At 64.7% G+C, this 23,654-nt stretch carries 20 protein-coding genes; 13 read left to right on the top strand and 7 right to left on the bottom strand.

Annotation, left to right across the window (positions count from 1 at the left end):
- Window positions 1-5 precede the first annotated feature (5 nt).
- A complete protein-coding gene (locus WHZ77_RS23700; protein ID WP_375310159.1) occupies window positions 6-992 on the top strand; it encodes a phosphotransferase family protein in 987 nt (328 codons plus the stop codon).
- A gap of 3 nt (window positions 993-995) precedes the next feature.
- Window positions 996-1,373, top strand: coding sequence for a DUF6285 domain-containing protein (locus tag WHZ77_RS23695; protein ID WP_375310158.1), 378 nt, complete (start codon window positions 996-998; stop codon window positions 1,371-1,373).
- A 137-nt stretch (window positions 1,374-1,510) separates the two neighbouring features.
- Here the strand turns inward: WHZ77_RS23695 and WHZ77_RS23690 are convergent, their stop codons facing one another.
- Entirely contained in the window at window positions 1,511-2,290 is a 780-nt protein-coding gene (locus WHZ77_RS23690) for an enoyl-CoA hydratase-related protein (RefSeq protein WP_375310157.1), read from the bottom strand.
- Between the two features lie 210 nt (window positions 2,291-2,500).
- Here WHZ77_RS23690 and WHZ77_RS23685 point away from each other — a divergent pair, with 210 nt between their 5' ends.
- Window positions 2,501-3,775, top strand: a complete 1,275-nt coding sequence (locus WHZ77_RS23685; RefSeq protein ID WP_375310156.1) for an acyl-CoA dehydrogenase family protein — start codon at window positions 2,501-2,503, stop codon at window positions 3,773-3,775.
- 126 nt (window positions 3,776-3,901) lie between these two features.
- Here the strand turns inward: WHZ77_RS23685 and WHZ77_RS23680 are convergent, their stop codons facing one another.
- Window positions 3,902-5,482: a fatty acid--CoA ligase gene (locus tag WHZ77_RS23680; RefSeq protein ID WP_375310155.1), complete on the bottom strand. Its 1,581-nt coding sequence runs from the start codon at window positions 5,480-5,482 to the stop codon at window positions 3,902-3,904.
- Window positions 5,483-5,616: 134 nt separating this feature from the next.
- Complete coding sequence (locus WHZ77_RS23675) at window positions 5,617-6,489, bottom strand: SDR family oxidoreductase (protein WP_375310154.1); 873 nt, start codon at window positions 6,487-6,489, stop codon at window positions 5,617-5,619.
- 116 nt (window positions 6,490-6,605) lie between these two features.
- Here WHZ77_RS23675 and WHZ77_RS23670 point away from each other — a divergent pair, with 116 nt between their 5' ends.
- The 3 genes from WHZ77_RS23670 to WHZ77_RS23660 all read left to right on the top strand — a co-directional run bounded on the left by WHZ77_RS23670 (window position 6,606) and on the right by WHZ77_RS23660 (window position 10,056).
- Complete coding sequence (locus WHZ77_RS23670) at window positions 6,606-7,415, top strand: crotonase/enoyl-CoA hydratase family protein (protein WP_375310153.1); 810 nt, start codon at window positions 6,606-6,608, stop codon at window positions 7,413-7,415.
- Window positions 7,416-7,551: 136 nt separating this feature from the next.
- The gene (locus WHZ77_RS23665) at window positions 7,552-9,096 is read left to right on the top strand and encodes an acyl-CoA synthetase (RefSeq protein WP_375310152.1); all 1,545 of its coding nucleotides are present in this window, start codon (window positions 7,552-7,554) and stop codon (window positions 9,094-9,096) included.
- 165 nt (window positions 9,097-9,261) lie between these two features.
- Window positions 9,262-10,056: an enoyl-CoA hydratase/isomerase family protein gene (locus WHZ77_RS23660; RefSeq protein ID WP_375310151.1), complete on the top strand. Its 795-nt coding sequence runs from the start codon at window positions 9,262-9,264 to the stop codon at window positions 10,054-10,056.
- A gap of 10 nt (window positions 10,057-10,066) precedes the next feature.
- Here the strand turns inward: WHZ77_RS23660 and glgX are convergent, their stop codons facing one another.
- Window positions 10,067-12,184 (bottom strand): glycogen debranching protein GlgX, encoded by a 2,118-nt coding sequence (glgX, locus tag WHZ77_RS23655; protein ID WP_375310150.1) that lies wholly within the window; start codon window positions 12,182-12,184, stop codon window positions 10,067-10,069.
- A gap of 219 nt (window positions 12,185-12,403) precedes the next feature.
- On the opposite strand from glgX, the gene WHZ77_RS23650 reads away from it, so the two are divergent.
- The 3 genes from WHZ77_RS23650 to ppc all read left to right on the top strand — a co-directional run bounded on the left by WHZ77_RS23650 (window position 12,404) and on the right by ppc (window position 17,211).
- Window positions 12,404-12,808 (top strand): YccF domain-containing protein, encoded by a 405-nt coding sequence (locus tag WHZ77_RS23650; protein ID WP_375310149.1) that lies wholly within the window; start codon window positions 12,404-12,406, stop codon window positions 12,806-12,808.
- A gap of 396 nt (window positions 12,809-13,204) precedes the next feature.
- Complete coding sequence (locus WHZ77_RS23645) at window positions 13,205-13,486, top strand: hypothetical protein (protein ID WP_375310148.1); 282 nt, start codon at window positions 13,205-13,207, stop codon at window positions 13,484-13,486.
- A gap of 932 nt (window positions 13,487-14,418) precedes the next feature.
- Window positions 14,419-17,211 carry a phosphoenolpyruvate carboxylase gene (ppc, locus tag WHZ77_RS23640; RefSeq protein WP_375310147.1) on the top strand — a complete coding sequence of 931 codons (2,793 nt, stop codon included), beginning with the start codon at window positions 14,419-14,421 and terminating at the stop codon, window positions 17,209-17,211.
- A 158-nt stretch (window positions 17,212-17,369) separates the two neighbouring features.
- Here the strand turns inward: ppc and WHZ77_RS23635 are convergent, their stop codons facing one another.
- Genes WHZ77_RS23635 through WHZ77_RS23625 form a run of 3 tightly spaced genes read right to left on the bottom strand, consistent with a single transcriptional unit; the run spans window position 17,370 to window position 19,846 of the window.
- The gene (locus tag WHZ77_RS23635; protein WP_143844097.1) at window positions 17,370-18,284 is read right to left on the bottom strand and encodes an SDR family oxidoreductase; all 915 of its coding nucleotides are present in this window, start codon (window positions 18,282-18,284) and stop codon (window positions 17,370-17,372) included.
- A 5-nt stretch (window positions 18,285-18,289) separates the two neighbouring features.
- Window positions 18,290-19,429: a thiolase gene (locus WHZ77_RS23630; protein ID WP_375310146.1), complete on the bottom strand. Its 1,140-nt coding sequence runs from the start codon at window positions 19,427-19,429 to the stop codon at window positions 18,290-18,292.
- Between the two features lie 3 nt (window positions 19,430-19,432).
- Window positions 19,433-19,846 (bottom strand): OB-fold domain-containing protein, encoded by a 414-nt coding sequence (locus tag WHZ77_RS23625; protein ID WP_339027603.1) that lies wholly within the window; start codon window positions 19,844-19,846, stop codon window positions 19,433-19,435.
- Window positions 19,847-20,026: 180 nt separating this feature from the next.
- On the opposite strand from WHZ77_RS23625, the gene WHZ77_RS23620 reads away from it, so the two are divergent.
- The 4 genes from WHZ77_RS23620 (at window position 20,027) to alkB (ending at window position 23,645) form a co-directional block, all read left to right on the top strand.
- Window positions 20,027-21,376, top strand: a complete 1,350-nt coding sequence (locus WHZ77_RS23620) for an amidase (protein ID WP_375310145.1) — start codon at window positions 20,027-20,029, stop codon at window positions 21,374-21,376.
- Complete coding sequence (locus tag WHZ77_RS23615) at window positions 21,369-22,055, top strand: DUF2848 domain-containing protein (protein WP_375310144.1); 687 nt, start codon at window positions 21,369-21,371, stop codon at window positions 22,053-22,055. Before WHZ77_RS23620 ends, WHZ77_RS23615 begins: the two co-directional genes overlap by 8 nt.
- Before the next feature lie 177 nt (window positions 22,056-22,232).
- Window positions 22,233-22,982: a 2OG-Fe(II) oxygenase gene (locus WHZ77_RS23610; protein ID WP_375310143.1), complete on the top strand. Its 750-nt coding sequence runs from the start codon at window positions 22,233-22,235 to the stop codon at window positions 22,980-22,982.
- A gap of 9 nt (window positions 22,983-22,991) precedes the next feature.
- On the top strand, window positions 22,992-23,645 hold the full coding sequence (alkB, locus tag WHZ77_RS23605) for a DNA oxidative demethylase AlkB (protein ID WP_375310142.1): 654 nt from the start codon (window positions 22,992-22,994) through the stop codon (window positions 23,643-23,645).
- Window positions 23,646-23,654 lie beyond the last annotated feature (9 nt).

The following is a 23,654-nucleotide window of genomic DNA, read 5'->3' as shown; positions in this document are numbered from 1 at the left end:
GGCAAATGATCGAGGCCGAGCTTTCGCGCAGCGTTCAGCGCTGGTGTCCGGGCGCGACCGGCGTCACCGGCGGGGCAAAGCTGTCGGGTGGCGCCAGTCAGGAGACCTGGCGCTTCGACATCGTGCATCCCGATGGGCCGATCGGTGCGATCCTGCGCCGCTCGCCGAAGGGCTATGGCGCAGCGCCGACACGCGCGGCGGGTCTTGCCGCCGAAGCGCAGTTGATGCAGCTCGCCTATGAGGCGGGCGTGCCGTCGCCGCGCGTGATGCACGTGCTGACTCCGGACGAAGAGCTCGGCACCGGCTTCATCATGCAGCGGGTCGAGGGCGAGACCATCGCGCGCAAGATTCTGCGCGATGACGAGTACGCGGCGGCGCGGCCGCATCTCGCGCGACAGATCGGCGGCGTGCTGGCCGGCCTGCACAAGCTGCCGCAGGGCAAATTGCCCGAGCTGCGCAGTCGTGGCGCGACGCAGGAGATTGACGAGTTCGAGCGCGATTATCGCAGCCTGAACTGGCCCAAGCCCGTATTCGAGCTGGCGCTGCGCTGGCTGCGCGACCACGATCCCGGCCCCTCGGCCGAGACGACGCTGGTGCACGGCGATTTCCGCAACGGCAATCTCATCATCGGCGCCGATGGCGTCCGCGCCGTGCTGGACTGGGAACTCGCCCATCTCGGCGATCCCATGGAGGATCTCGGCTGGGTCTGCGTCAACTCCTGGCGCTTCGGCGAGATCGACAAGCCCGTTGGCGGTTTTGGATCACGCGAGGACCTTTTCGCGGGCTACGAGGCCGCGGGGCGCAAATGCGATCCGGCGCGGGTCAAATTCTGGGAAGTGATGGGCACGCTGCGCTGGGGCATCATGTGCGGCGGCATGATGCAGCGGTTCCGCGAAGGCCCTGATCATTCCATGGAGCGCGGCATGATCGGTCGCCGCGCCTCCGAGACCGAGATCGATTTGTTGCGGCTGCTGTCGCCGCGCGGGAGTTGACGCATGCAGGACGAACCGACCCCGATCGAGCTAACCAAGGCGGTCGCCGATTTCCTCCGCAACGACGTCACGCCGCTGATCTCCGGCCACCAGGCCTTCAAGCTGCGGGTCGCCATCAACATCCTCGACCTCGTCACGCGGCAGTTGACGCGGGAGGAGGCGAGCGACGCTGCGGAAGTGGACCGGTTGCGCGCGCTGCTCGGCATGGACGGCTCGGTCGCCGATCTCAACCGCGCGCTTGCTGAGCGCATCGCGAACAGCGAGGTCGATCTGGCAACGCCGGGGCTGGCCGAGCATTTGTGGGCGACCACGATGGACAAGCTGGCTGTGGATCAGCCGAACTATGCGTCGTACAAGCGAGAGCTGGGACGAGGCGGGTAAACGGCGCCTCATCCTCCGTCATTCCGGGGCGTCGCGTAGCGACGAGCCCGAAATCCATTTTTCCACCGTCACTGTCGCCCGATGGATTCCGGGTTCGCGCCCAAGTGGGCGTGCCCCAATGACCGCTCAAAGCGCGGTCACTTCCCCACCCATTTCGGCGGCCGCTTCTCGGAAAACGCCTTCGGCCCCTCGATGTAATCCTGCGAGGCCACCATCGCCTTCACCGCCGGGTATTCGCGCTGTTCCTCGATCGCCTGCTCCAGCGAGACACCAAGCCCCTTCCGGATGGTCTGTATCGAGGCCCGGATCGACATCGGCGAGTTCTTGGTGATCATCTCGGCCCAGCGCAGCGCGCCGGCAAGCGCCTCGCCCTGCGGCACCACCTCGTTGACGAAGCCGAGCTCGAAGCCTTCCTTTGCGCCAACATGGCGCGCGGTGAGGATCATGCCCATGGCGCGCTTCAACCCGATCTGCCGCGGCAGGCGATGCAGGCCGCCGGCGAGGGCGGCAAGGCCGACGCGCGGCTCGGGCAGGGCGAAGGTCGCATTCTCCGAGGCGATGATCAGGTCGCAGGCCAGCGCGATCTCGAAGCCGCCGCCCATGGCAACGCCGTTCACCGCGGCGATGATCGGCTTGTCGCAGTCGAATCGCGCGGTGAGGCCGGCAAAGCCGCCCTTGTCCCAGCCGCGCTTGCCGCCCGCCGCCTGCCACTTCAAATCGTTGCCGGCGCAGAATGCCTTGTCGCCGGCGCCGGTGACGATCGCGACCCATTGTGCAGGGTCCGCGGAGAAATCGTCGAATACCTTCTGCAGCTCGAAATGCGCATCGGTGTGTAGCGCGTTGTAGACCTCGGGCCGCGACAGCGTGACGATCGTGATCGGTCCCTTGCGTTCCACCTTCGAAAACTTCAGCTCCATCGCGCGCTCCGGCATTTTCTCGTGAAGGAATATTGGCGTCATACTAGCGCGCACCGGCGCTTCGACACCATCGAATTGCGCAATGCGCCTTGCGTGCGTCACACGCCTCGGCTTGCTTGACTTGTCCGCGCTCTTCTCACCTTAATCGCGCGAAGCAGAAATGCGCCTAGCGCCTTAACGCAAAACGATAAAATCATCCGGGAGAGAACTGTGGATTTCTCACTGCCTGCCGATCTCGTCGCCTATCTCGGAGAGCTCGATCGTTTCATCGAGAGCGAGATCAAGCCGCTGGAAGCGGCCGACGACAACATCCGCTTCTTCGATCATCGCCGGGAATGGGCGCGCACCGATTTCGAGAATGGCGGCTTGCCGCGCCATGAATGGGAGGCGCTGCTGCGCAAGGCAAAGGATCTTGCCGATGCGGCGGGCCATTTGCGCTTTGCGGTGTCGAAGCAATATGGGGGCAAGGACGGCTCCAACCTCTGGATGGCGGTGATCCGCGAGCATTTTGCCGCAAAGGGTCTTGGCCTGCACAACGACCTCCAGAACGAGCATTCCATCGTCGGTAATTTTCCGGTTGCCACAATGCTCGACCGCTACGGCCGGGACGACCAGAAGGCGATGATCGACGGCTCGATCAAGGGCAAGTACCGCATCACCTTTGGCCTCACCGAGCCCAATCACGGCTCGGACGCCACGCACATGGAGACGCGCGCGGTGCCGGCGACTCGCGACAACGTCAAGGGCTGGATCATCAACGGCGAGAAGATGTGGACCACCGGCATGCACGTCGCCACGCATTGCGCGCTGTTTGCGCGCACCAGCGGCAATGACGGCGATGCCCGCGGCATCACCTGCTTCCTGGTGCCGGCCAAGAGCGACGGCGTCAAGGTCGAGGAGTACATGTGGACCTTCAACATGCCGACCGACCATCCCCGCGTCAGCTTTACCGACGTGTTCGTGCCGGAAGACGCGCTGTTCGGCGAGGTCGGCCGCGGCCTGTCGCTGGCACAATGCTTCGTGCACCAGAACCGCATCCGCCAGGCCGCGAGCTCGCTGGGCGCCGCCGTCTACTGTATCAACGAAAGCGTCAAATACGCGCGCGAGCGAAAGCCGTTCGGCAAGGCGCTGGCCGAGAACCAGGCGATCCAGTTCCCGCTGGTGGAGCTTGCCACCCAGGCCGAGATGTTGCGCCTGCTGATCCGCAAGACCGCATGGGAGATGGATAAGCTCACCGAGGAGCAGATCGAGCGCACGCTCTCCGACCGCGTCTCCATGTGCAACTATTGGGCAAACCGCCTCTGCTGCGAATCCGCCGACCGCGCCATGCAGGTCCACGGCGGCATGGGCTATTCAAGGCACAAGCCGTTCGAGCACATCTACCGCCACCACCGCCGCTACCGCATCACCGAAGGCAGCGAGGAGATCCAGATCCGGAAGGTGGCGGGATTCCTGTTCGGGTATATGGGGCCGGGGAAGCATTAGTTGTCGTTGCGAGGCGCCGTTGTTTTAGGGTGGGCAAAGCGGAGCGTGCCCACCATTCTTCGGTTATCGTAGCGAGATGGTGGGCACGGCGCTGTGCGCCTTTGCCCACCCTACGAGACCACGCGATCAATTCACCCTTCTATCCTTCCCCGCCCAATAGGGCTCCCGCAACTGCCGCCGCAAAATCTTGCCGCTCGGATTCCTTGGCAGCGCCGGCAGAAACTCCACGCTCTTCGGCGTCTTGAACCCGGCGATGCGCTCGCGGGTGAAGTTGATGATGTCGGTGGCGGTCGCCTGCTTGCCAGGCTTCATCACCACCACGGCCTTCACCGCCTCGCCCCATTTCTCGTCGGGGATGCCGATCACGGCGGCTTCCGCGACGTCAGGATGATCGCACAGCGCGCTCTCGACTTCGGCGGGATAGATGTTCTCGCCACCGGAGATGATCATGTCCTTGATGCGGTCGTGGATGTAGAGATAGCCGTCCTCGTCCATGTAGCCGGCATCGCCGGTGCGCAGCCAACCGTCGCCGCGCAGCGTCGAGGCGGTCGCCTCGGGCAAATTCCAGTAGCCCGCCATGTTCGAGCCCGAGCGCGTCGCGATCTCGCCGACCTGTCGCGGCGGTAGTGGTTTTCCATCGAAATCGAGGATCGCGATCTCGACGCCCGGCAGCGCCTTGCCGGCCGAGCGCATCCGCTCCAGCCCCTCGACGTGATCTTCCGGCGGCAGCGCGACGATGGTGCCGGTCGTCTCGGTCATGCCGTACATCTGCACGAAGCCGCATTTGAAGACCTCGATGCATTCCTTCAGCAGCGCCGCCGGTATCGGCGAGGCGCCGTACAGCATGTATTTCAATCGCGAGAAATCGACCGTCCTGGCGCGCGGCTGCCGCACCACGAACTGCATCGCCGCGGGCACCATGAACAGCTTCGTGATGCCGGACTGCTCGAAGAAATCGAGCACCTTGGTCGGATCGAACTCGCGCGCGATGACGCCGCGGGCGCCGTGATAGAGCCCCATCACGCCCCAGCCGGAGCCGCCGATATGGAAGATCGGCATCGCGACCAGCGACACGTCCTCGGTCGACCACCGGTTCCACTCCGGCTTGTCCGCGGCGTTGCCGGTCTGAACGAGGTTGAGGAAGTTCGCGTGGCTCAGCATCGCGCCCTTCGGCTTGCCGGTGGTGCCGGAAGTGTAGAGCTGGATCGCGATGTCCCCGGTAGCGATCGGCACCTTCGGGTCGTCTCCGCTCTGCGCGTCGCGCCACGCCGTAAAATCCTGCCATTCCGGCGCACCGCCCTCGGTGGTGATGACAGTGCGCACGCTCGGCAGCTGATCCTTGATCTGGCGGACCTGCGTGATGAATTCCGGCCCGACGAACAGCACCGGCGCCTTGCAGTCGCCCACGATGAAGGCGACCTCGGGCCCCGCGAGCCGCCAGTTCACCGGCGCCATCACGACGCCGGCCTTCATCGCGCCCATCAGCAATTCGAAATAGAGATCGCTGTTCTTGCCGAGATAGGCGATGCGGTCGCCCTTCTTCACGCCCATCGCGAGGAGCGCGTTCGCGACCTTGTTGGTCTTGATATCGAACTCGGCAAAGCTGGTGACGCGGCCTTCGAACTCGTAGGCCGTGGCGTTGCCGCGGCTTCTGGCGCGCTCGCGCACCATGTCGGCGAGATCAGTCAATGGCTGTGTGGTGGACATGTCTCTCCCGTGGCGTTTGTTTTTGTGCCCGGGAGTGTGGCGTCATCCGCGGGTGAAGACAAGATGGCCCCGTTGTCGTCCCGGACAAGCGCGCCCCAAGCGCGCGCAGATCCGGGGCGATAGCGGCGGACGCATCACCCCCGCTTCGCCCGATCCTTCTCGTTCTGCGCCATGATGCTTTCGCGCGCAGTCTTCCAGTCGTCGTCGCTCCAGTCGCGGAGCTGGTAGAAGTTGCCGCCCATGGCGAGCGCCTGCGCGCCGTCCATGGCGATGGTCTCGCCATTGATCCAGTCGCAGCCGCCGGAAATCAGGAACACCGCGAGGTTCTGCAATTCCTCCATGGTGCCGACGCGGCCCATCGGGTTCATCGCCTTGGTGCGCGCGCCGGCCTCGTCGCCCGGCTTGATGCGCTTGCTCATGCCCTCAGTCGGGATCTCGCCCGGCGCGATGGTGTTGAGGCGGATGCCGTAGCGGCCCCATTCGGTCGCGAGCGACATCGTCATGGCGTGGATCGCCGACTTGCTCATCGCCGACGGCACCACGTAGGGCGAGCCGTTGCGGACCCAGGTCACGGTGATCGAGACGACGTTGCCGGGCTGCTTCAGCGCGATCCAGCGCTTGCCGATCGCCTGAGTCACGTAGAACGTGCCGTGCATGACGATGTTGGCGACCGCGTCGAAGCCCTTCGGCGAAAGCTCCTCGCTGCGCGAGATGAAATTGCCTGCGGCGTTGTTGATGAGGTCGGTGAGGGGCGCGTCGCGAAAGATGGTCTCGACCATCTCCTCGACCGCGAGCGCATTGCGGATGTCGACGCCGTGGCTGGTGACGCGGCCGCCATACTGATCCATCAGCTCGGTCGCGGTCTCGTCGCAGACGATCTTGCGCCGACCGCAGATATGCACCTCGGCGCCGAGCTGGAGGAAACGCGCCGCCATCGACTTGCCGAGCCCGGTCCCGCCTCCGGTCACGAGAATGCGCCGTCCGGCCAGAAGATTTTCCTTGAACATCGCTGTTTCTCCCGTACGGATTGTCAGTTAATTGGTCGATTGACTAAATCCGGCCGCCGTCTTCCTGTAAAGCGGCACCGAACAAGAACAGGCAAGAACCAGGGGAGAATTCATCCATGGAAGAGCGCGTCTCGATCTCGATCTCGGAAGGCGTCGCCGACGTGCGTCTGGTGCGCGCGGACAAGATGAACGCGCTCGATCAGGCGATGTTCGAGGCCCTTGTCGCCGCAACCGAACGGCTTTCGAAGGAAAAAGGCGTGCGCGCCGTCGTTCTCTCCGGCGACGGCCGCGCCTTCTGCGCCGGTCTCGACATGGGGCGTTTTGCCGCCATGAAGGAGAAGGGCGGCAATGGAATTCCGGGTGGCGAAAATCGTGACCTCACCAAGCGCACGCATGGCCAGGCGAACTTTCCGCAACAGGCGGTGTGGGGCTGGCGCCAGCTCCCGGTTCCGGTGATCGCGGCCGTGCACGGCGTCGCCTTCGGCGGCGGCTTCCAGCTCTCGCTCGGTGCCGACATGCGCTTCCTCAGCCCCGATGCGCGGATGTCGGTGATGGAGATCAAATGGGGCCTCGTCCCCGACATGGCGGGCACGCCGATCCTGGCGTCGCTGGTGCGCGACGACATTTTGCGCGATCTCACCTACACCGGCCGCATCTTCTCCGCGCAGGAGGCGATGAGTTATGGCCTCGCCACGCGCATCTGCGACGACCCGCGCGCCGCCGCGCTCGAAGCCGCGCGCGAGATCGCCGGCAAGAGCCCCGACGCAATCCGCGCCGCCAAGCGCCTGCTCAATAATCTCTCGGTCGATCCCGGTCCCGCATTGCTGGCCGAGTCCGTCGAGCAACAGAAGCTGATTGGAAGTGCGAACCAGACGGAAGCGGTGCGTTCCAATCTGGAGAAGCGCGCGGCGAAGTATGTGGATTAGCCTTTCGTCATTCCGGGATGCGCCTTAGGCGCAGGCCCGGAATCCATCGAGCCTCATCATCCGCTGTGAAATGGATTCCGGGTTCGATGCTTCGCATCGCCCCGGAATGACAAGCCCAACAACAAAGAAAAAACAAATGAGCGAAACGTCCCCATTCCTCGGCATCGTCTCCGGCGAGCGCCGCCGTCCCCATGCGGAAGTCGCCACCCGCGCCGACCGTATCGCCTCCGGCCTCGCCAAAATCGGCGTCGGGCAAGGCGATTGCGTTTGCATGCTGATGCGCAACGACATCGCATTCCTGGAAGCGGCCTACGCCGCGATGCGGCTCGGAGCCTACGGCGTGCCGATCAACTGGCACTTCAAGCCGGAGGAGATCAACTACATCCTCGGCGACACCGGCACCTCCGTGCTGATCGGACATGCCGACATGCTGCACGCCTTGCGCGAGGTGATTCCGAAGGGCGTCACCGTGCTCAGCGTCCCAACGCCGCCGGAGATTCTGTCGAACTACAAGGTCGATCCCGATCATTTGACAACGCCAGATTTTGCGATCGATTTCGAAACCTGGCTCGTGCAGTACCAGCCCTATGACGGCCCGGTCGTGCCACAGCCCATGAACATGATCTACACCTCGGGCACGACAGGCCATCCCAAGGGCGTGCGGCGCAATGCACCGACGCCGGCGCAGCAGGCCGCTGGCGAGCGCATGCGCGCGATGATCTACGGGCTGAAACCCGGCGCCCGCGCGATCCTGCCGGGGCCGCTCTATCATTCCGCGCCGAACTCGTTCGGCATCCGCGCCGGCAAGCTTGGCGGCGTCCTGGTGCTGATGCCGCGTTTCGAGCCCGAAGAGTTTCTTGAACTGATCGAGCGATACAGGATCGACACCATCTTCATGGTGCCGACCATGTTCATTCGCCTGATGAAACTGCCGGAGGCGGTGCGCAGGAAATACGACGTCTCCTCGCTCCGCCACATCATCCACGCCGCCGCGCCCTGTCCGGCGGACGTCAAGCGCGCCATGATCGAGTGGTGGGGGCCTGTGATCTACGAATTCTACGGCTCGACTGAATCCAGCGCCGTCACCTTCGCGACCTCCGAGGACGCGTTGAGGAAGCCCGGCACGGTCGGCAGGATCTCACCCGGCGCCGAGTTGCGCTTCGTCGGCGAGGACGGAAGCGTGCTGGGCGTCGGCGAAATCGGCGAGATCTATTCCCGCATGGCCGAGATGGCGGACTTCACCTATCACAACAAACCGGAGAAGCGCGCCGAGATCGACCGTGACGGTTTCATCACCTCAGGTGATGTCGGTTACATCGACGCAGACGGCTATGTCTTCATCTGCGACCGCAAGCGCGACATGGTGATCTCGGGCGGCGTCAACATCTATCCGGCCGAGATCGAATCCGTGCTGCACGCCGTTCCCGGCGTGCATGATTGCGCCGTGTTCGGCATCCCCGATGCCGAGTTCGGCGAGGCGCTGATGGCCGTGGTCGAGCCGCAGGCGGGCGTCGCGCTCGATGCCGCCGATGTCCGTGCGCGGTTGAAGACCTCGCTGGCCGACTACAAGGTGCCAAAGCACATCGAGATCCGCAACGGTTTGCCGCGCGAAGACTCCGGCAAGATATTCAAGCGCCGCCTGCGCGACCCCTATTGGGAGCAGGCGGGACGGAAGATCTGACAATTCGACGAGGATCAGTAGGGTGAGCAAAGCGACTTGTCCGCCGTAGCTCGAAGAGCGAAGGCGGAAGCGTGCCCACCATGACAGTCACAGGTATTGATGGTGGGCACGGCGCAAATGCGCCTTTGCCCACCCTACGAGACAACGGACAGGGAAACATTTGTGATGACCGACGCCGCAAACGAAGTCCTCTATGAGGTCGCCGACCACATCGCGACCATCACCCTCAATGCGCCGGAGCGCATGAACACGATCTCCGGGCCGATGCTGAACGATCTGGCGCGGCTATTGACCGAGGCCAACGAGGACAAGAACGTCCGCGTCGTCATTCTCACCGGCAAGGGGCGGGCGTTCTGTGCCGGTCTCGACCTCCGTAAGGAGCGCGACGGCAACGGCCTCAGTGCCGCGTCGTCACCGACCACGATCAATTTGCGCAACACGCCGCCGACGGTGTTGCAGGCGATGGACAAGCCGACCATCTGCGCCGTCAACGGCGGCGCGGCCGGCTATGGCATGGACACCGCGCTCGGCTGCGACATCCGCATCATGGCGGAATCCTCCAAGCTGGCCGCCGCCTTCGTCAAGCGCGGCGTCGTGCCGGAATCCGGTGGCACCTGGCTGCTGCCGCGCATGCTCGGCTGGGCCAAGGCCTCCGAGCTGATCTTCACCGGCCGGACGCTGAGCGCGCGCGAATGCCTCGACTGGGGCCTCGCCAACGAGGTGGTGCCGGACGCCGAGCTGATGAGCCGCGCCACCGCGATCGCCCGCGAGATCGCCGCCAACGCGCCGCTCGCCGTGCAGGCCTCCAAGCGCATGATGCGGATGGGCCTGAACGAAAACTTCTCGGACCACGTCCACCACGTCTATCTCCAACTGCTGCCGCTGTTCAAGACGCAGGACATGGCCGAGGGCATGAAGGCCTTCATGGAGAAGCGCGAGCCGAAGTTCGAGGGCCGTTGATACCGCGAGGCTAAGCCAGCTCTCCGCCAACGAACAGCAGGAACGAGCGGCCCAGCACCTTGTAAGTACTTTCGAACTCGAACCGTGCGCCGGATGCGCCGTTGGCGACATTGGTGTCGAGCAACAGCGACCAGCACGGACCCGCCGTCGTGTGCGGCAGCTTGAAATCGACCTCGCCCTCGTAGCTGTTGAGGATGATCAGCACGCTGTCGTCCTCGCCGCGGCGCGGGATCGCGGTCTTTCGTGCGCGGCCGTCGAGCACGACGCCGAAGCACTTTTGCCAGCCGTTCTCCCAATCGGCGCTCGTCATCTCGCCGCCGTTGGCGTTGACCCAGACGACATCGCGGATGTCGAGCTGCGTATCGTGAGCGCCGGTGAGGAAGCGGCTGCGGCGCAGGATCGGGTAGTCGCGCCGGAGCTGGATCACGCGCTTGGTGAAGGCGAGCAGCGCCTGCGCATCGTCGCCCATGGTCCAGTCGAACCAGGAGATGTCGCTGTCCTGGCAATAGGCGTTGTTGTTGCCCTGCTGCGTGCGGCCGAATTCGTCGCCGCCGAGCAGCATCGGCGTTCCCTGCGAGAGCAGCAGCGTCGCAAGCATGTTGCGCTTCTGCCGCTCGCGCAGCGCCATGATCTCCTTGTCGTCGGTCGGGCCTTCGACGCCGCAATTCCAGGACAAATTGTTCGAATTGCCGTCCTTGTTGTTTTCGCCATTGGCGTCGTTGTGCTTGTCGTTGTAGCTCGCCCAGTCGTTCAGCGTGAAACCGTCGTGCGCCGTGATGAAATTGACGCTTGCCCATGAGCGGCGGCCGCCCCAGCGATTGAAGATGTCGCCGGAGCCGAGCAGCCGCGCCGCGAGTTCGGACGGCGGTGCCTCGCCGCGCCAATAGTCGCGCACGACGTCGCGAAACTTGTCGTTCCACTCCGCCCAGCCAGGCGGGAAGCCGCCGACCTGGTAGCCGCCGGGCCCGCAATCCCAGGGCTCGGCGATCAGCTTCACGGTCGCCAGCAGCGGATCCTGGTCCATCGCCTTCAAAAATCCGCTCTGCTCGTCGAAGCCGTAGACCTCGCGGGCGAGAATGGTGCCGAGGTCGAACCGGAAGCCGTCGATATGCATGTGTCCGGCCCAGTAGCGCAAGGAATCCATCACCATCTGGATCACGCGCGGATGGGACAGATTGACCGTGTTTCCGGTGCCGGTGTCGTTGATGTAGTAGCGCTTCCTGTCGGGCAGCAGCCGGTAATAGCTCGCATTGTCGATGCCCTTGAACGACAGCGTCGGCCCGAGCTCGTTTCCTTCGGCGGTGTGGTTGTAGACGACGTCGAGGATCACCTCGAGCCCGGCGCCGTGCAGCTTGGACACCATCTCCTTGAACTCGCGCAAGGAGTTCGGAACGTCGGAGGCGTAGCGGGGGTCCGGCGCGAAGAAGCCGATGGAATTGTAGCCCCAGTAATTGACGAGGTCTTTCCTCAGGAGATAGTCGTCGTTGACGAATGAATGGATCGGCAGCAGTTCGACCGAGGTCACGCCGAGCGATGTCAGATGCGCGATCAGCTCGGGCGTCGCGAAGCCGGCATAGGTGCCGCGGAGGTTCTCCGGCACGGCGGGATGCTTCTTGCTGAACCCTTTGACATGGGTCTCGTAGATGATGGTCTCGTCCCAATGCACGTCGTGCCGCGCCGCCTCGGCCTGCCAGTCGAAATCGGGATCGACCACGACGCATTTCGGCATGAACGGCGCGCTGTCGCGCTCGTCGAAGGTGGTATCGTCGCCCGTCTCCATCTTGTAGCCGAACACGGCCGGATCCCACTGGAGGGTGCCGGCGTGGGCGCGCGCATAGGGGTCGAGCAGCAGCTTGTTGGGATTGAAGCGATGGCCCGCCTCGGGCTGATAGGGGCCGTGGACGCGAAGGCCGTAAAAGGTGCCGGGCCCCACGCCCGCGATGTAGCCGTGGAAGACCTGGTCGGTATATTCCGGCAGCTCGAAGCGGTGCGTCTCGCGATCGCCGTCGAACAGGCAGACCTCCACCTTGGTGGCATTGGCTGAAAAGACCGCAAAATTCGTGCCCTTGCCGCTCCAATGGGCACCCAGCGGATAAGGCAGGCCTTCCTCGATGACGAAATCAGACATTTGACTCCCCGGGCCCCAATGGCCGCGACAGCAACGCCGTTATGTTCCGAATGTTTCAATCGCCGTGCCATTCTGTGCGTCGCGTGCGTCAGTGCGATGAAATTGGCAGATCGCCCGAGGCAATTTGAGACAGTCACACCAGACAACGGCCGGTGGCGGTCTTCGCAGCGGCGATTTTCGCACCTATATAGGCGGGATCATTGGACCGCGGATAAAACCATGACCCCCGTTTCCATCCTGCTCAACCTCCTCTGGATTCTCATCGGCGGCGCCTGGATGGCGGCCGGCTGGCTGATCGCCGCGGTCATCATGGCGATCACCATCGTCGGCTTGCCCTGGGCGCGGGCTGCGTTCAACATCGCTGTCTACACGCTGCTGCCGTTCGGCTCGCGGGCGGTCAATCGCTATGAGGTCACCGGCGTCGAGGATATCGGTACCGGCCCGCTCGGGTTGATCGGCAACATCATCTGGTTCGTGCTGGCCGGCTGGTGGCTGGCGCTCGGCCACCTCCTGACCGCCCTGGTGCTCGCCGTCACCATCATCGGCATCCCCTTCGCCTGGGCCCATCTCAAGCTCGCCGGCATCGCGCTCTGGCCGATCGGCAAGGTGATCGTGCCGGCTTAACGCGAAAATTGCTTAAACAGCCAGATCAATGGTGCGACCGTCAAACATACGGTGACCAGGATAAGTGCCAGCCGACCCAACTTGGCCAACGGGCTGGATTCGAAGAAGTCGCGGTTGGGGACGCGGTCGATCCATCGGCGAAAGCGCGCTAGGTACGGCCCAATTCCACTCAAATCTAACCATTCCATCATATGTAAGACCTAAGCCGCCTAACCGTAAGAAACAACCAGTGGGATATGTCGAACTTGTCGGATGGGATGAGCGGAGCGAACCCCGTCAATCCGTAGGCCGCTGACGAAGCATGATGGCATTCGACTTTTGCACCCGGAGCCGGGAGGCCCGCCCCGTTTTGGCAGGAGTGTGAACCGTCTGCCGCGTGTCGACGACCAACAGCCAATGATGTTCGACAATCTGATGAACGTTCTGGCTGTTCTGTCTTTCGGTTTTCCGGCCGTGCCGTGGTTTTCTGGTGCGCGATGGGGGGCGCGAGGAGTTTGGCTCGGTACAGGGTTGGCTGTCGTCATCCTGCTATGTCTTTTTCCGACATTGTTCTGGGTGTCATGCGGTGCCTGCGGGCAGGGCGCGATAGCGATCTTCGTTCTGGGGCCGATCTGGATTGCGTCGGCATTGCTGACGGTCACCTCGGCGGCAGTCGCTCACTTCAAATTCGCGCGTTGATGGCCACAATCCCTCGCGTTGCCCGACGGGCAAAACACGCCACATGCAGGTCAAGGCCATGCTCCCAAATATTCTGATTGACCGAATTCGCATCTTCGGTTAAACCGCAAGACATCCTGGCCCGCCAAAGGGGCGTTTCGCGATCGTCACGATACGTGAGCCGGGAGGCGATGGACGCGGCAGCGCCGGCGCGTGACGAGATGGCAGGGCGGGCGACCCCCGTGAGCCATCACGATCCGCGGGATGACACGGCGCGGTCACAGCGTTTCTTTTCGGCCTCGGGGGCGAGCACGCGCGAGCTTCCGGGTGTCAGGGGAGGGACGTCCGCGGACGGCAAAAGCGTGTGGTCCTGACGCCCGCAGGCTGGCGTCAAGGCTTGCGGTGGTGAAGCGGCCCAACCGGGTGCGCGCATCGATTATCCGCAAGGCGACGGGGGCAAGAGTGCATCGCTCCCCGGGGAGAGTGCGCCATAAGCCGTAAAACCATTGCGCAGGGAAGGCCGGGCGACCGGCATCACCTGTGGTCACCCCGCGTGCGTCTTCCGCGTGCGGACCCTGGGTGCCAGCCGGCGCCCGGCCTTCCCTGCGCCCTTTGTTCTCGATGAGGGCGAAACGGACAGCAAAACTCGGGCGGAGTATGCCGCGAGACCGCGAAGGCGTGTTTGGTGATGGTGTCCCGGTGATCGTGTTCCGGACGCGCTGCAGCGTGCAACGCTGCTGCGCAGAGCCGGGACCCAGAAGGCTCCACAACTGCTCGGCCCGATGGGCCCCGGCTCTGCAGCGCACCGCAAGGGCGCTGCGCTGCGTCCGGGGCACGAGACAATCACCGCCGGTGTGCACCGCCCCCAAGTTCGTCTTGCGCTGCGGCAGAAAAATATCGCACACTCGCTCGTGCCGGGGAGCCATAGGGAGCTCAAAGAGGAGAGCGCGCCGATGTCCCTCCAAACCATATCATCCGATGCCGCCGAGCCACGCGCCAATCGCGCTGAGGACGTTCAGGCGCTGGAGGCCGATGCGCGGCTGCGGGACGATATCCGCCTGCTCGGACGCATTCTGGGCGACACGGTGCGCGACCAGGAGGGTGCCGACCTGTTCGACTTGGTCGAGCGCATCCGGCAGACCTCGATCCGGTTCCACCGCGACGAGGACCGGCTCGCCCGTCGCGAACTCGAGCAGATCCTCGACAGCATGTCGACCTCCGAGACGTTGCGGATCGTCCGCGCCTTCAGCTATTTCTCCCACCTCGCCAACATCGCCGAGGACCAGAACAACATCCGCCAGATGCGCGCCCGCAGTGCCGCCAGCGGCTCCGGGGTGCTGGCGGAGACGCTGGCCCATGCCAAGGCCGCGGGGATCGGCGCCGATGCGCTGCGCAGCTTCTTCAAGACCGCGCTGGTCAGCCCGGTCCTGACCGCGCACCCGACCGAGGTCCGCCGCAAGAGCACGATGGACCGCGAGATGGAGGTCGCAGCCCTGCTCGATCGCCGCGAGCGCGTCGCGCTGACCGCGGACGAGGCCGCGGCCTCCGACGAGCAGCTTCGCCGCGAGGTGCTGACGCTGTGGCAGACCAATCTGCTCCGCCGCACCAAGCTCACCGTGCTCGACGAGGTCGCCAACGGCCTGTCGTTCTACGATTACACGTTCCTGCGCGAAGTGCCGCGGCTGATCAACACGCTGGAGGACCGGCTGGAGGAGGGCGGCGAGCAGGCCGCGGGCGAGCTCGCCTCGTTCCTGCGCATGGGAAGCTGGATCGGCGGCGACCGCGACGGCAATCCCTTCGTCACCGCCGATGTCATGCGCGGCACGCTGCGGCTGCAGTCGAGCCGGGTGATGCAGTTCTATCTGGAGGAGCTGCACGTGCTCGGCTCCGAGCTGTCGATCGCGGCGCATCTTGCCGACATTTCCGAGGAGCTGCGCAACCTGGCGGAGCGCTCGCCCGATACCTCGCCGCACCGGATCGGCGAGCCCTATCGTCTCGCGGTCTCGGGCATCTACGCCCGCCTGACCGCGACGGCCGAAAAGCTTCAGGTCGAGATCACGCGCCGGCCGGTCGGCAAGGGCGCGCCCTATGGCAGCGTCAAGGAATTCCAGGCCGATCTCGACGTGCTGCACCGCTCGCTGATCTCCAACAACGCCCGGGTCATCGCGCGCGGCAGGCTCCGGCTGCTGCGGCGCGCGGTGGATTGTTTCGGCTTCCATCTGGCGCGGCTCGACATCCGCCAGAACTCCGCCGTGCACGAGCGCACCATCGCCGAGCTGATGGACGCCGCCAATCCCGGCATGTCCTATCTCGCGCTCGGCGAAGACGCGCGTATCTCGCTGCTGACCAACGAGTTGCGCAGCCCGCGCTCGCTGGTGTCGCCGTTCGTCAAATACAGCGACGAGACCATGGGCGAGCTCAACGTCTTTCATGCCGCCGCGGAGGCGCATGCGAAGTTCGGCTCGGACGCCATTCCCCAGTGCATCATCTCGATGTGCAAGAGCATGTCCGACATGCTCGAAGTGGCCGTGCTCCTGAAGGAAGTCGGCCTCGTCCATCCCTCCGGGCGCAGTGCCATCAACATCGTGCCGCTGTTCGAGACCATCGAGGATTTGCAGGCTTCAAGCGTCATCATGGATCGCATGTTGTCGCTGCACGATTACCGTCGCCTCGTCGACAGCTGTGGCGGCGTGCAGGAGGTCATGCTCGGCTATTCCGACAGCAACAAGGATGGCGGCTTCGTCACTTCGGGCTGGGAGCTCTACAAGGCCGAGATCGGTCTCGTCGAAGTGTTCGAGCGCCATCACGTGCGCCTGCGGCTGTTCCACGGCCGCGGCGGCTCGGTCGGTCGCGGCGGCGGTCCGAGCTATGACGCCATCATCGCCCAGCCCGGCGGCGCCGTGAACGGCCAGATCCGCATCACCGAGCAGGGCGAGATCATCTCGTCGAAATATTCCAACGCCGAGGTTGGTCGCAGCAATCTGGAGATCCTCGCGGCCGCAACGCTGGAGGCGAGCCTGCTGCATCCGCGCCAGAGCGCGCCGCGCCGCGAATATCTGACTGCGATGGACGAGCTGTCGAACCTCGCCTTCAAGGCCTATCGCGGCCTCGTCTACGAGACCGAGGGGTTCGTCGATTATTTCTGGGCCTCGACCGTGATCAACGAGATCGCGACCCTCAACATCGGCAGCCGTCCGGCCTCGCGCAAGAAGACCCGTGCGATCGAGGATTTGCGCGCGATCCCCTGGGTGTTCTCATGGGCGCAATGCCGCCTGATGCTGCCGGGCTGGTACGGCTTCGGCAGCGCGGTCGAGCAGTGGATTGCGCAGCATCCCGACAAGGGCATGCCGTTCCTGAAAGAGCTCTACAAGGAGTGGCCGTTCTTCCGCATGCTGCTGTCGAACATGGACATGGTGCTCGCCAAAAGCTCGATCGCGATCGCCTCGCGCTATGCCGAACTGGTGCCGGACGAAGCCCTGCGCGAAAAAATCTTCGGCCGCATCCGCCGCGAATGGCATTCCTGCATCGAGACGCTGCTCGACATCATGGGCCAGGACCGCCTGCTCCAGGGCAACCCGCTGCTGGAGCGCTCCGTGCGCCACCGCTTCCCCTATCTCGATCCGCTCAACCACGTGCAGGTCGAGCTGCTGAAAGAGTACCGCGCGCAGAACCCGGACGAGCAGGTGCTGCGCGGGATTCAGCTCACCATCAACGGGATTTCGGCGGGGTTGCGGAATACGGGGTAGGGTGACGCAGCCGCGATACCCTCAGCCGTCATGCCCGGGCGAAAGCGCGAAGCGCGTCTTCACACAAATGTCCCGGGCATCCACATTCTTCGTGCAGCGCCTCAAGACGTGGATGGCCGGGTCAAGCCCGGCCATGACGGAGGAGATACTGCGCCCACTTACACCGGATCCCACGGGAAAATGTCGGCGGAACGATCGAGCTTGTAGAACGAGCCCTTCAGCGCCGGCATGCCGTGTTCCGCGATCGACTGCGGCGTCCAGCCTTCGCTCCGGTGCACCGAGCGCAGCGGGCGATTCTGGCTGAACAGGAACAGCTCGTTCATGCGCGCGCCGAAGATCTGCCCGGTGACGTCCTTGGCGGCATCGGAGAGCAAATAGGCGCAGATCGGCGCGATCTTCTCTGGGCCCATCTGCTTGATCTTCTCGACGCGCGCCTTCTCGGCCTCGGTCTCGGTCGGGATGGTGCCGATCATCCGGGTCCAGGCGAACGGCGAGACGCAGTTCGAGCGGACGTTGAAGCGGCCCATGTCGAGCGCGATGGATTTAGAGAGCCCGACGATGCCGAGCTTGGCGGCGGCGTAGTTGGCCTGGCCGAAATTGCCGATCAGGCCCGAGGTCGAGGTGAAGTGCACGAAGGAGCCGGACTCCTGCTCGCGGAAAATGCGCGCGGCAGCGTGGCTGACATAGAACGAGCCCATCAGATGCACCTTGATGACGGCCTCGAAGGCCTCCACGCTCATCTTGTGGAAAATCATGTCGCGCAGGATGCCGGCATTGTTGACGACGCCGTCGAGCCGACCGAAATGATCGGTCGCGGCCTTCACGATCTTGCTGGCGGGGATCGCCTCCGCCACCGATTCGAAATTGGCCACGGCACTCCCGCCGCGCTTCTTGATCTCCTCGACCACTTCCTCGGCGGGTGTGGCGCTCGTGCCGGCGCCGTCGGCGGCGACGCCGGGGTCGTTGACGACGACCTTGGCGCCCTCCGCGGCGCACAGCAGCGCGATCTCCCGCCCGATGCCGCGGCCTGCGCCGGTGACGATGATGACCTTGTCCTGCAGTGATTTGCTCATGTGGATTACCTCTCGTTCGTAAACACGATCGTGCCACTCGCGGCGAACATGCCGCCGACGCCGTGGCACACCGAAATCTTCGCGTTCGGCACCTGCGCCGGCGCGATGCCGCGCATCTGGCGCACGCTCTCCTGCAGCGCGTACATGCCGTACATGCCCGAATGCATGTAGGACAGTCCGCCACCATTGGTGTTGAGCGGCAGCTTGCCGCCGGGACGGGTGTTGCCGTCCGCGATGAACTTGCCGGTCTCCTCATGCGGCATGAAGCCGAGATCGCCGAGGCCGAACAGTGGCAGATGCGCGAACGCATCGTAGATCATCAAATGATCGACGTCCTTGTGTGCGATGCCGGCCTCCTTGAACGCGAGGGGACCTGCGGTCTTGAACGCGCGCGAGGAGTTGAATGTCTCCATCTGGCTGACCATCGGCGTCTCCACGCTCTCGCCCGTGCCCATGATGTAGACCGGCTTGCGGGGGAAATCCTTGGCCCGGTCGGCCGAGGTCAGGATCAGCGCGCCGCCGCCGTCGGTGACGAGGCAGCACTGCAGCAGTCGGAACGGATAGGCGATCATGCGCGAGTTGAGGACGTCCGCGACCGTGATCGGGTCCTTCATCATCGCGCGCGGATTCTTCGCCGCCCATTCGCGCTGCACCACGGCGACGGAGGCCAGCTGCTCATGGGTGATGCCCCAGGTCTTCATGAAGCGCAGCACGGGGATCGGGAACATGCTGGGCGGGCCGTAGACGCCGAATGGCGCCTCGAACTGGCCTTGCAGGCTGTCGGCGGGGATCGAGCGCGGCGCCTTGCCGATCATCGACTTGCCGCTCTCGGCATGCGTGATCAGCACGGTTTTGCACAGGCCGGCCTCGATCGCGGCGGCGGCATGGCGAACATGCAGCATGAACGAGCAGCCGCCGACCGAGGTGCCGTCGACCCAGGTCGGCTTGATGCCGAGATAGTGGCAGACCTGCTGCGGCGTCTCGACCGCAGTGGCAAAGCCGTCGATGTCGGAGAGCTTCAGCCCGGCATCGGCAATGGCATTGAGCGCCGCATCCGCGTGAAGCTGGAGCTGCGAGGCGTTGGGGATGATTCCGAGCTCGGTGGTCTCGGCCGCGCCGACGACGGCAACCTGGTTGCTGCGCATGGCTTATCCCTTCGCCGGACGGAAGACGGGGAGGGTGATCTTGTCGTCGAGGGCCTCGAAGGCAACTTCGAGCTTCATGTCGAGTTCGAGCGCCTCCGGGGTCTGCGGGCAGTCGATGATGTTGCTCATCATCCGCGGCCCCTCGGCAAGCTCGACCACTGCGATCGCGTAAGGCGGCGTAAAGCCGGGTGCGGCCGGCCGGTGGTTGATCACATAGCTGTAGAGGAAGCCCTTGCCGCTCGCCTTGAAGATGCTGACCTTGCGCGAGGCGCAGGACGGGCAGAACGGGCGCGGCGGGAAATAGACATGCGCGCAGGCGTCGCAGCGCTGCAGGCGCAGTTCGCCCGCCTTGGTGCCCTCCCAGAAATGCTGGGTTTCCGGCGTCGGTTTCGGTCGCGCGCGCTGCGGTTCGGCCATGTCGGCAGCTCCTCCCAAAAAGGCTCAGGTTTCAGACCTGCCTGTTTCGATCTTGATGCGACAATCGACCATGCCGCGTCAACGGTCCAGCAATGTGCATGCATGCCATCATGCGCACAATGCTTGTGTCGAACTGAGCCGTCGCTATAGATTGCGCGCGTAATATTCCGTGAGACAGACATGACCGATTTTCCGACTCTGGCGAAGCTCGCCGACGACCTCGAAAGCGGCCGCACCACCTCCCGCAAGCTGGTCGAGGCCTGCATCGCTAGGATTGCCGATCCCGCTGGTGAAGGCCAGCGCACCTTCATCCACGTCGACAAGGACGCCGCGCTCGCGGCGGCGGACGCCATGGACGGCTTGCGCAAGGCCAAGGCCGCGCCGTCGCGCTATGCCGGTATCCCGGTCTCGATCAAGGATCTGTTCGACATCAGGGGCCAGGTGACGCGCGCCGGCTCCCGCGCGCTCGACAATTCCCCGCCCGCCGAGCAGGACGCCGCGACGGTGGCGCGGCTGCGTAAAGCCGGGTTTGTCGTGATCGGGCGCACCAACATGACCGAGTTCGCCTATTCCGGCATCGGCATCAATCCGCATTACGGCACGCCGAAGGGGGCCTGGCACCGGGCCGAGGGCCACGTGCCCGGAGGCTCGTCCTCGGGCGCCGCAGTCTCCGTGCTCGACGGCATGGCGCATGGCGCGCTCGGCACCGACACCGGCGGCTCCTGCCGGATTCCGGCTGCCTACAATGGCATCGTCGGCTACAAGCCGACGCAGCGCCGCGTGCCGCTCGATGGCGCCGTGCCGCTGTCGTTCTCGCTCGACAGCATCGGGCCGCTGGCACGATCGGTCAGCTGCTGTGCCATTCTGGACGCGGTGCTCGCGAACGAGCCGCTCGTCGCGCTGAAGCCGCGTCCCGTGAAGGGGATGCGGCTGGCGGTACCGACCACGATCGCCCTCGACGACCTCGATAAGGAAGTGGCCGAGACGTTCGAGCGTGCGCTCAAGAGCCTCACCGACCACGGCGCCGTCATCGAGCGGATCGAGATGGCGGAATTCCACGACATCGGCCCGATGAACGCCAAAGGCGGCTTTGCCGCCTCCGAAAGCTATGCCTGGCACCGCTACCTCATCACGTCCAAGGGCGATGTCTACGATCCCCGCGTCTCCGTGCGAATCCTGCGCGGCGAGGCGCAGAGCGCGGCCGACTACATCGACCTGCTCAATGAGCGCCGCTCGCTGATCGCCCGCGTCAACGCCCGCATCGCGCCTTATGACGCCCTGGTGCTGCCGACCACCGCCAACACGCCGCCCAAGATCGCAGATCTCGCCGACGACAAGGCATTCACCACGCAGAACCTGCGCGCTCTGCGTAATTGTACCCTGATCAACATGATCGACGGCTGCGCCATCTCGCTGCCCGCACATCGCAAGGGCGAAATTCCCGTCGGCCTGATGCTGGCGGGAGCGGGCGGATCGGATCGTCGGATCTTTGAACTTGCTGCCGGCATGGAGGCCGTAATTCGTGTTTGACCTGACTTTCACCGTCGACGCCCAGGACACCACCACGCCGCTGACGCTGGCGATCGACCAGATGGTCATCGCCGGCTGGACCGGCCGCGATCCTGTCGCGCGCGACAAGCACATCGCCGAGCTGGAAGCCGTCGGCATCGCCCCCCCGGCCTCGACGCCAATCTACTACCGCGCCTCGGCGCGGCGCCTGACCCAGCAAGACCGCATCGAATGCACCGGTGACGATTCCTCCGGCGAAGTCGAGTTTGTGCTGATCGGCTGGCAGGGCCGCATCTTCGTTGGCTGCGGCTCCGATCACACCGACCGCAAGGTCGAAGCCTACAACGTCACGGTGTCCAAGCAGATGTGCGACAAGCCGATCGCATCGACCCTGTGGGAGCTCGAGGACGTCATCGGCCACTGGGACAAGATAATTTTGCGCTCCTGGGCCACGATCAAGGGCGAGCGCGTGCTCTACCAGGAGGGCACACTGGACGCGATGCTGCCGGTCGCCGACCTCATCGCGCGCGGTTTCGATGGCGGAAAATTCCCCGACGGCTGCGCCATGTTCGGCGGCACCTTTGCTGCCAAGGGCGGCATCCGCCCCGCCGACCGCTTCGACTTCGAGCTGGAAGACCCCGTGCTGAAGCGCACGATTAGGCACGGCTATGATGTGGTGACGTTGCCGGTGCGGGGTTAGGTTCCTACACGGAAATCGGGTGGTTGTGGCGGCCGCGATCTGCGACACCCACTTTCGTCGTTCCGGGGCGCGCCACTTGGCGCGAGCCCGGAATCCATATTCTCGATGGTGGTTATGGATTCCGGGCTCGCGATTTCGTCGCGCCCCGGAATGACGATCGTAGATAGGATGGTCGCAATGGCAACCGCAAAACATGCAGCCGCGTTCTTCGACCCGGCGACGGACCTCGCCGCCCACGTCGACTCCCTCGACTGGTTCCAAATCAGCAGCGAGCTCGAAACCCAAGGCTGCGCCGTCCTGAAGAACCTGCTGACGCCGGATCAATGCCGCGCTATCGCCGCCCTCTACCCCAACGACGCGAACTTCCGCAGCCGTATCGTCATGGGCCGCCACGGCTTTGGCCGCGGCGAGTACAAATATTTCTCCTATCCGCTGCCCGACCTGATCGCCGAGCTGCGCCGGGCGCTCTACGCGCATCTGCAAGGCGTCGCCAATCGCTGGAACGAGGCGATGGGGATCGACATCCGCTATCCCGCCGCGCACGCGGCCTTCCTCAAGCGCTGCCATGACGCGGGCCAGGCGCGCCCGACGCCACTGCTGCTGCAATATGAAGCGGGCGACTTCAATTGCCTGCATCAGGACCTCTATGGCGAGCACGTGTTCCCGCTCCAGGTCGCGATCCTGCTGTCCGAGCCGGGCCGCGATTTCACCGGCGGCGAGTTCGTGCTGACCGAGCAGCGCCCGCGCATGCAGTCCCGCGCCGAGGTCGTGCCACTGGCGCAGGGCGATGCGGTCGCCTTCGCTGTGCATCACCGCCCGGTGCAGGGGACACGCGGCACCTACCGCGTTAATCTCCGTCATGGCGTCAGCCGGATCAGGTCCGGCCAGCGCCACACCCTGGGTGTGATTTTTCATGATGCCAAATGAGCGCTGCGATTGACGGCTGATTTGTTCGACACCGTCGCCGAAGCCCAGCCGTCGCGCGAGGAGATCGCCGACGGCGCCGTTCTGCTGCGCGGATTCGTCAAGCCGATCGAGAGCGAGTTGATCGAAGCCGTGCGCGCCATCGTCGGGCAGTCGCCGTTCCGGCGCATGACCACGCCCGGCGGCCATCTGATGTCGGTGGCGATGACCAATTGCGGCGAGCGCGGCTGGATCACGGATCACACCGGCTATCGCTACGACCCGATCGATCCGAAAAGTGGCGCGCCGTGGCCGGCGATGCCGCCCGTGCTCCGCGATCTGGCCCGGCACGCGGCAGAGCAGGGCGGGTTTGCCGGCTTCGCGCCCGATGCCTGCCTCGTCAACCGCTACGAGCCCGGCACGCGGCTGTCGCTGCATCAGGACAAGGACGAACTGGACTATTCGGCGCCGATCGTCTCGGTCTCGCTCGGCTTGCCCGCGACCTTCCTGTTCGGCGGCATGGCGCGCGCCGACAAGCCGCGTCGCTTCCGGCTGGTCCATGGCGACGTCGTGGTCTGGGGCGGGGCGAACCGGCTCGCCTATCACGGCGTTGCGCCGCTCGCCGACGGCGAGCATGCGCTGCTCGGGCGCAAGCGGATCAATTTGACCTTCCGCCGGACGCGCTGACGCGTTCCC

It is taken from the genome of Bradyrhizobium sp. A5 (assembly GCF_042076515.1).
In the GTDB taxonomy this organism is placed as follows: Bacteria; Pseudomonadota; Alphaproteobacteria; order Rhizobiales; family Xanthobacteraceae; genus Bradyrhizobium; species Bradyrhizobium cosmicum.
Note: the sequence above shows the minus strand (reverse complement) of the source record. Positions and strands in the feature narration are given on the sequence as shown.